Origin of the sequence: Campylobacter sp. BCW_4319, assembly GCF_001764435.1 — a bacterium.
Classification (GTDB): domain Bacteria; phylum Campylobacterota; class Campylobacteria; order Campylobacterales; family Campylobacteraceae; genus Campylobacter_D; species Campylobacter_D jejuni.
The window spans coordinates 1-7,442 of sequence record NZ_MKAQ01000006.1; the positions used below are offsets into that span (position 1 = coordinate 1).

Below are 7,442 nucleotides of genomic sequence, written 5' to 3' on the forward strand. Positions count from 1 at the left end.
GCACCAACATATACTCCCTATTATTTCTTTCAAGAAATTCAATAACTTCTTTATGAACTACCGAAGCTAGGATAAACAAAATTCCTTTATCAAATTCTTTAAAATCGTTGTCAAAACACTTAGAAACTATATCATCTCTTTCTAACATGCAAACATAATCAGGCTTAATATTGTGTTTTGCTAAAATAGGATAAGCGCTATCTGCACAAAAAATCGTAGCTTTATTTGCGTATTGTTTTAATAAAGGAAGTTGTTTAGTAAGACTTGGTCCTGTAGAAACAATGATGGCATTTTTAACTTTTCTTTTTCTTTTTTTTAAAAAATCCTGAAAAATACCATGACTTAAAAGTTTTGGAATATTATTTAAAGTATGTTTTATCCCAATTATAGAATCATAAGGGTCGTTACCTTTATTTAATACTACGTATTTAATAGTTTCCATAAGTTTATAATTCAAATTTTTTATTTTTTGAGTATAAAATTTTTCATAAAAATTATTATGAATATATAAATTAAAAATTTTCACACTTTTTTGAATATTTTCATATATAAACAGAGTTGTTAACTGGGCTGTTGTTACTTCTGGAGTATAAAATAAAATTAATTTTTCGTTCTTTAACTCTTTACTGAAATCAAACAAATGAAAAGCAAGAGCTAAAATTTCAAGTTCATCTTCAAAAACTATGATGTGTTTATGGTTTTTATTCTCACATAAAGCTTTATAAAACATACCATTTCCAAAACCGTAAAAAAATAATACAGGATATTTTTCATACTCGCTTTTAAAAAGGGTTAAGCTTTCTAAAAGTTCTTGATTGGGATTTTTATAAAGTGCGATATCATCTTTTATAAAATTAATTCCATTTTCATTTTGCAGTATTTTAAAATCAATTTTTTCTAAACTACGCAGTTTATAGGCTAAGATTTGATCAACTTCAAATAAAGCTCGGGTATTTTTTAAAAAAAGATCTTTATTCATCTAAAATCACTTTCTTTTAAAGCATCGCCAAATTTTATATCTTTAGTAGCTTTTTTTTCTAAAAGCTCTTGATAAAATTTAGGATGTAGTCCAAAAGAAGGACGCACGGATTTTACATTTTCTTCGCTGAACATTTCACCTTTTTTGATATCCTTACTTGCATATAAGCTTCTTGCAAAAACACGGTTTTTAAGCGCCTTTTCATCTAGATCTAACTTACCATCGCCTAAAGCACTTTCAGCTTGTCTTACTGCATCTACCATAGCTTTAAATTCATCAAAATCAAGACTAAATTTACTGTCTTCACTTTCTATGTTTTTGTCTAACATAAAATGCTTTTCTATCATTCTAGCTCCAAGTGCTACTGCCATAACAGGGGCTAAAAAACCAAAGCTATGATCACTTAGTCCCACTTCAACATTAAATTTTTCTTTTAAACTTACTATGCCTTTTAAATTCATATCTTCTATGGCAGTAGGATAAGCCGAAGTGCATTTTAAAAAGATTAAATCAGGATTTTTTTCTTCTTTAAAAATTTCACAGATTTTAAAAAGTTCTTCTTCTGTAGCAATGCCCGTTGAAACGACAGTAGGTTTTTTTTCTTTGGCGATTAAACGCACGAAATTTTCATCATTAGCTTCAAAAGAAGCGATTTTATAGGCTATAGGATCAAAGCGTTTTAGAAATTCTAAATCTTCTTTGGCAAAAGGACTTGAAAAACAAAGTATGCCTTCATTTTGTGCGGTTTCAAAGATTTGAGAATGCCATTCATAAGGAGTTTTTGCGCTTTCGTAAAGCTCATAAAGTTTTCTTTTGTCCCAAAGTCCTCCTTTGATGATAAAATCTTCTTTGTCGCTATCTAAAGTAAGGCTGTTGGGGGTATAGGTTTGAATTTTTATCGCATCAGCACCTGCCTTTTTAGCAGCTTTTATGCTTTGAAGTGCCATTTCAAGACTTCCTGCGTGATTTGCACTAAGTTCTGCTATGATAAAAACTTTTTTATCGGTGTTAAAATTTCCTATTTGCATACTTTTCTTTCTTTGGTAAATTTCCTGACTAAAATGATATATAATTATATTATATATTTATTCAATTTATATATTAAATTATATAAATATTATGACTTTATTATGATTTTGCTTGGTTTCATTCAAAAAATGCGATAGGGATTTAAATCATAGAATTCATTCATTTTTTAATTTTTATATAATATAAATATATAAAATCATAAAGTAAAATTTAATTATAACGATATATATTTAAGACTAATTAAAGGAAATTTATGAAATTTTGTAAAAAATGTGTGATGCCAGATACTAAACCTGATTTACATTTTGATGAAGAAGGAATTTGCGATGCTTGTCGTTCTCAAGAAGCTAAAAATCAAAAAATCAATTGGCAAGAAAGAGAAAAAGAATTTTTTGAGCTTGTAAAAAAATACAAAAAACATCCTGTTTATGATTGTGTTATCGGAGTAAGTGGTGGAAAAGATTCTACTTTTCAAGTGGTTAAAATGCTTGAACTTGGACTTAATCCTTTGTGTGTGTGTTTTGAGCCTAGTGTACCTACGAAAATAGGGCGCAAAAATTTAGACAATTTAAATCATTTGGGCGTCGATTTGATCCATATCAAGCGTGATCCAAAAGTTTATCAAAAACTTGCCCGTGAAGCTTTTATAAGAACAGGGGATAATGAGTGGCAAAACCATTTGGGAATTTTTACTTCTGTTCCACGCATAGCGGTAAATTTTGGAGTGCCTTTGATCATCTGGGGAGAAAGTCCGCAGATAGAGTATGGCGGTCCTGCGAGTAGTAAAAATAAAAATATTTTAGGCAGAGAGTGGCTTGAAGAATTTGGCGGGCTTTTAGGAAATCGTGCTTCTGATATGCTTGGGGTAAATGGTATCGCTGAAAAAGATTTGTTTTTATATACTTATCCAAGTGATGAAGAACTTCAAAGAGTAGGGGTTACTGGGCTATTTTTAGGGTATTATTTTAAATGGGATTATAAAAAAATTCTTGAAATTTCTAAAAAATATGGTTTTTTAACTCTAGATCATCCTGTTGAGACTACTTATGAAAATTTTGAAAATTTAGATTGTTATTCTAATCATGTGCATGATTATTTAAAATACTGCAAATACGGCTTTGGTAGAGCAACGGATAATGCTTGTTTGGATATTCGTTTAGGTTATATCAGCCGTGAAGAAGGGGTGCGTTTGGTGCAAAAATATGATGGCAAGCCCCCTAAAAAGGCTATTAAAAAATACCTTGAATTCAGTGGTTTTAGCGAGGAAGAATTTCAAAAAATAGTAGATTCTTTTACCAATAAAAAAATTTTTAAACGTGATGAAAATGGCAAATTTATAAGAGATTATGATGGTTCTTTGGTAAGAAAAGACGAGTGTGTTTTAAAATGATAGCGCTCATTGATTACAAGGCGGGAAATTTAAACTCTGTTGCAAAGGCTTTTGAGAAAATAGGAGCTAAAAATTTTATAACTCAAGATCCAAAAGATTTGCAAAAAGCAGATAAATTGCTTTTACCTGGAGTGGGATCCTTTAAAGAAGCGATGAAAAATTTAAAAGAACTTGGTTTTATAGAAGCTTTAAAAGAGCAAGTTTTAGTACAAAAAAAACCTATTTTAGGCATTTGTTTAGGAATGCAGCTTTTTTTAGAAAGGGGCTATGAAGGTGGAGTTTGCGAAGGACTTGGTTTTATAGAAGGTGAAGTAGTCAAATTTGAAGAGGATTTAAATTTAAAAATCCCACACATGGGTTGGAATGAGCTTGAAATTTTAAAACAAGATCCTTTGTATCAAGGCATAGATAATAAGAGTGATTTTTATTTTGTGCATTCTTTTTATGTGAAATGCAAAGATGAGTTTGTAAGTGCTAAAGCACAATACGGACATAAATTTGTTGCATCTTTACAAAAAGATCATATTTTTGCTACACAATTTCACCCCGAAAAAAGTCAAAATTTAGGCTTAAAACTTTTAGAAAATTTTGCAAGGCTTTAAATGTTAAAAACTAGAATTATCCCTTGTGTTTTGTTAAAAAACGGACAACTTGTTAAAAGTATAGAATTTAAAGATTTTCGCACTATAGGGCATTTAACTTCAACAATGAGAATTTATAATGCACGCAATGTTGATGAGCTTATTATCTTAGATATAGATGCTTCAAAAAGTGGAGAAATAGATTTTGAAAGTATAGAAGATCTTGCTAAAGAATGTTTTATGCCTTTAACTATAGGTGGCGGGATAAAAACCCTTGAAGATATACAAAAGATTTTAAATTTAGGTGCGGATAAAATTTCTATCAATTCTAAGGCCTTAGAAGATATGGATTTTATAAGTAAAGCGGCTAATCGTTTTGGTTCTCAATGTATAGTTTGTTCTATAGATGTTAAAAGAAAAGGAGGGCAATTTTGTGTTTATGACAGGAGAAATTTACTTGAAAAAAGTCCTTTAGAACTTGCTTTAGAATATGAAAAAAAAGGAGCTGGAGAGCTTCTTTTGACTTCTGTGGATTTTGAAGGAAGGGCAAAGGGTTATGATTTAGAACTTTTAAAGATCTTTCAAAATAAACTTAAAATTCCTCTTATTATCAATGGAGGACTTAGCAATCCAAGTGATGGAGTTGAGGCTTTAAATTTGGGTGCTGATGCTTTAGCAGGGGCTTATATTTTTCATTTTTCTAAGTATACCCCTAAAGATGTAAAAGAAGAATTAGCTAGGCAAGGCTTTGCAGTGAGATTGCTTTAGGCAAACATAGTAAAAATCTTTATCTTCATCATAAATGGTAAAATGATTTTGTTGATATAATTGTAAAGCTTTGTGATTGTCTTTGAAAACATAAGCTTTAAGAGTATTTACTTTTAAGTTTTCAAAAGCGTATTTTATAATTTCATTCATTAAAATTTGTCCTACGCCTTTTAAATTAGGTTTTGCGTAAAGTCCAAATTCACAAGATTTAGTTGTGATATTGACAAAATCAATTACGCCGATAATCTGTTCATCTTGAAAAACTAAAAAATATTTTTTGCTAGAATCTTGATGTAATTTTTTTAAAAATCTTAAATGTTCTTCAAAATCAATATATTTTGTTTTCATAAATTGATTAATATCGGGGTGATTGCGCCATTTAAAAATCAGCTCTATTTCTTGAGAATTAAGTTCTGTGAAATTTTTAAGTTTTATCAATACTTATACTCCACTTCATACCCTTTTTTAGCAAGCCAAGTTGCTGTAGATTCTTGATTTTTAACATAACAAATAGCTTTGAAATTTGCCTTTAAAAGCAAGGCTTCATTGACTAAAGAACTTGCACTAATGATGAGTTTATTGCTTTCATTCATCAATTTTGCAATATTTTCATGATCGATAAATAATCTAATATTGTTATGTAATTTTGCAAATTTTTGCAATTTTTTAAGATTAGGATTAGAAGAGCTGGTTGCAATGCTGATGATTTTTGTTTTAGGTAATTCGCTAGCAATTTGTAAAGAAAGGTTTTTTATATCAGTTCCACCCATGCAAATGAAAAAATCATATTTTTTTTCTCTATTTTCTTTGGCCTCTTGATAAAATTCTTCCCTGATTAAAGCATAAGAAAAACCACATCTTACTTCGCATTTAAAAGGCACTAAACCTTCATAATCACTTGCTTTTGCATAGGCATTGACATTGAGTAAAATATCACAATGATGAGGCTTTATTTCATCATCAAAGCTTAGAATTTTCACCCCTGTTTCAAGCTTGATCAGTTTTTCATCATCTACGCTGATGCCATAGTGATCAATGATAAGAAGTTCAAATTTTTCTTCTTTGATGAGATTGATAAGTTCGTAAATGCTTTCACTATCAAGCTCATAAACAGGATAAGGAATTTCATCGATCAAAGAGCCTTCTAAAGGCAAACAAGCAAAACTTACATCGCTATATTGTTTAGCTAAGACTAGATCACGTTTAATGTGTCCAAAGCCTATTTGACTGGAGCTATCGCTTCTAAAAAGCACTTTCATGATTTACCTTATAAAGTATTTTTGCAAATTCTAAATCTTGCATGGTATCTATATCGCAAACTAAATTTCTTGGCAATACAAATACACTAGAATGAGGTTTAAATATAAAATCTTCTTCAAGCCAAGCTTTACTTGTGCCAAAATAAAAAGCTCCTGCATCATGATAAGCTTTTGTTAAGTCTTGTGAACGACTTTTATAATGTTTTTCATCAAACATATAAACTTGATTGTTTTCATTTAGATAAAAAGCCCTTTGTATAGGATACTCAAACTCAGTGGCGGCAAATAAAAACTTGCTTTGATTTTGTATAAATTTTTCATAAGCTTGTTTTAAAATGTTTTTATTTAAAAGCGGAGCAGTAGCATAAAGACAACAGACATGATCATAAATTTGATTTTGGCTTTGTAAAATTTCTATGGCATTTTGCACTGCAGCAGTGCTTGAAGCATAATCATCGCTTAAATTTTTATCACGCACAAATGGAGCTTTTGCACCGTATTTTAAGGCTACTTCTATGATTTCTTCATCGTCGCTTGAAAGTACTATTTCATCAAAAATACCTGAATTTAAAGCATTTTCTATGCTATAAGCGATTAAAGGTTTACCTAGAAAATCAATGATATTTTTTCTAGGAATTCTTTTTGATCCACCACGAGCAGGGATTATGCAAAGATTTTTCATAGTTAAGCCTTGTTTTTTGTGTTTTATTTTACTAAAATTTAAGTATAATTGTCTTTAAAATACAATAAAATAATGCAAATGGGGTGGAATAATGCTCATAAATCAAACCTTTGAAATTGATTCTTGTGATGATGTAGAATTAAATATAAAAAGAACTAGCAAACTTGAATACCGCATTAGCTATGATGATGAAAAAGATATCAAAGCCATAGTTTTTATAGTGGGTGGTTTTGGAGCTAATGCAAATATTTCTTTTTTAGATTTTGATAGGGAATATATTGCTAAAAATTTTGATGTTGTAGCAGTGCATGTTTTTTATCATTGTTTTTGTCAAAGACGTTCAGATGTTGAGAAATATAGTGCTTTTACAATGTTTACAAAAGATGATGTGTCAAATTTATCTCAGGCTTTATTGGAAATAGGTGTTAATATCAATGTTAATCTTGAGAACGCACAACAATGTTACGAATTACTTAATCAGAATATTACTACTTTAAAATCACAAAGAAAACTAGCGCAAAATTATCAAGCGAAATTCACCTCAACTTTTATCCCACCTAATGGAGACTATCAAAACTATGGTATTATGGCAGCACTTGATCATATTAATGCTTTAAAAGATTTAGTGAAACGTTTTCCAAAACTTGCAGATTTACCAAAAATTTATGGGGGGGGGGTCTTATGGAGGATACCTATCTTTACTCATAGCAAAAATAGCTCCTTGGTATGTGGATGGTGTGATTGATAATTCGGG

8 protein-coding genes and 1 pseudogene are annotated in these 7,442 nt (G+C 30.0%); 4 read left to right on the forward strand and 5 right to left on the reverse strand.

What is annotated here, in order from left to right:
* Together AJN56_RS01485 and pseI are read right to left on the reverse strand one after the other, a co-directional pair.
* On the reverse strand, positions 1–979 hold a 979-nt coding region (locus AJN56_RS01485; protein ID WP_148115940.1), incomplete at its 3' end, for a motility associated factor glycosyltransferase family protein.
* The gene (pseI, locus tag AJN56_RS01490) at positions 976–2,007 is read right to left on the reverse strand and encodes a pseudaminic acid synthase (RefSeq protein WP_070241785.1); all 1,032 of its coding nucleotides are present in this window, start codon (positions 2,005–2,007) and stop codon (positions 976–978) included. The genes AJN56_RS01485 and pseI, both read right to left, overlap by 4 nt.
* A gap of 254 nt (positions 2,008–2,261) precedes the next feature.
* On the opposite strand from pseI, the gene pseA reads away from it, so the two are divergent.
* The 3 genes from pseA to wbuZ are packed head-to-tail and all read left to right on the forward strand — an operon-like array spanning position 2,262 to position 4,747.
* A complete protein-coding gene (gene pseA / locus AJN56_RS01495) occupies positions 2,262–3,398 on the forward strand; it encodes a pseudaminic acid biosynthesis protein PseA (RefSeq protein ID WP_070241787.1) in 1,137 nt (378 codons plus the stop codon).
* Complete coding sequence (gene hisH / locus AJN56_RS01500) at positions 3,395–4,000, forward strand: imidazole glycerol phosphate synthase subunit HisH (protein ID WP_079860185.1); 606 nt, start codon at positions 3,395–3,397, stop codon at positions 3,998–4,000. The genes pseA and hisH overlap by 4 nt, the downstream gene beginning before the upstream one ends.
* Entirely contained in the window at positions 4,001–4,747 is a 747-nt protein-coding gene (wbuZ, locus tag AJN56_RS01505) for a glycosyl amidation-associated protein WbuZ (RefSeq protein ID WP_070241790.1), read from the forward strand. It begins immediately after the preceding gene.
* On the opposite strand, the gene pseH is transcribed toward wbuZ, so the two are convergent.
* Genes pseH through pseF form a run of 3 tightly spaced genes read right to left on the reverse strand, consistent with a single transcriptional unit; the run spans position 4,712 to position 6,688 of the window.
* The gene (pseH, locus tag AJN56_RS01510) at positions 4,712–5,185 is read right to left on the reverse strand and encodes a UDP-4-amino-4,6-dideoxy-N-acetyl-beta-L-altrosamine N-acetyltransferase (RefSeq protein ID WP_070241792.1); all 474 of its coding nucleotides are present in this window, start codon (positions 5,183–5,185) and stop codon (positions 4,712–4,714) included. The genes wbuZ and pseH overlap by 36 nt on opposite strands.
* The gene (gene pseG / locus AJN56_RS01515; RefSeq protein ID WP_002790573.1) at positions 5,182–6,006 is read right to left on the reverse strand and encodes a UDP-2,4-diacetamido-2,4,6-trideoxy-beta-L-altropyranose hydrolase; all 825 of its coding nucleotides are present in this window, start codon (positions 6,004–6,006) and stop codon (positions 5,182–5,184) included. The genes pseH and pseG overlap by 4 nt, the downstream gene beginning before the upstream one ends.
* A complete protein-coding gene (gene pseF / locus AJN56_RS01520) occupies positions 5,990–6,688 on the reverse strand; it encodes a pseudaminic acid cytidylyltransferase (RefSeq protein ID WP_002869384.1) in 699 nt (232 codons plus the stop codon). Before pseF ends, pseG begins: the two co-directional genes overlap by 17 nt.
* 91 nt (positions 6,689–6,779) lie before the next feature.
* On the opposite strand from pseF, the pseudogene AJN56_RS01525 reads away from it, so the two are divergent.
* Positions 6,780–7,442 (forward strand): annotated as a pseudogene (locus tag AJN56_RS01525) (DUF2920 family protein); the annotation flags it as partial.

Excerpts from the sequence above, each read along its gene's own strand:
- pseI (WP_070241785.1), bottom strand. The coding sequence starts at position 2,007 with ATGCAAATAGGAAATTTTAACACCGATAAAAAAGTTTTTATCATAGCA.
- pseA (WP_070241787.1), top strand. The coding sequence starts at position 2,262 with ATGAAATTTTGTAAAAAATGTGTGATGCCAGATACTAAACCTGATTTA.
- hisH (WP_079860185.1), top strand. The coding sequence starts at position 3,395 with ATGATAGCGCTCATTGATTACAAGGCGGGAAATTTAAACTCTGTTGCA.
- wbuZ (WP_070241790.1), top strand. The coding sequence starts at position 4,001 with ATGTTAAAAACTAGAATTATCCCTTGTGTTTTGTTAAAAAACGGACAA.
- pseG (WP_002790573.1), bottom strand. The coding sequence starts at position 6,006 with ATGAAAGTGCTTTTTAGAAGCGATAGCTCCAGTCAAATAGGCTTTGGA.
- pseF (WP_002869384.1), bottom strand. The coding sequence starts at position 6,688 with ATGAAAAATCTTTGCATAATCCCTGCTCGTGGTGGATCAAAAAGAATT.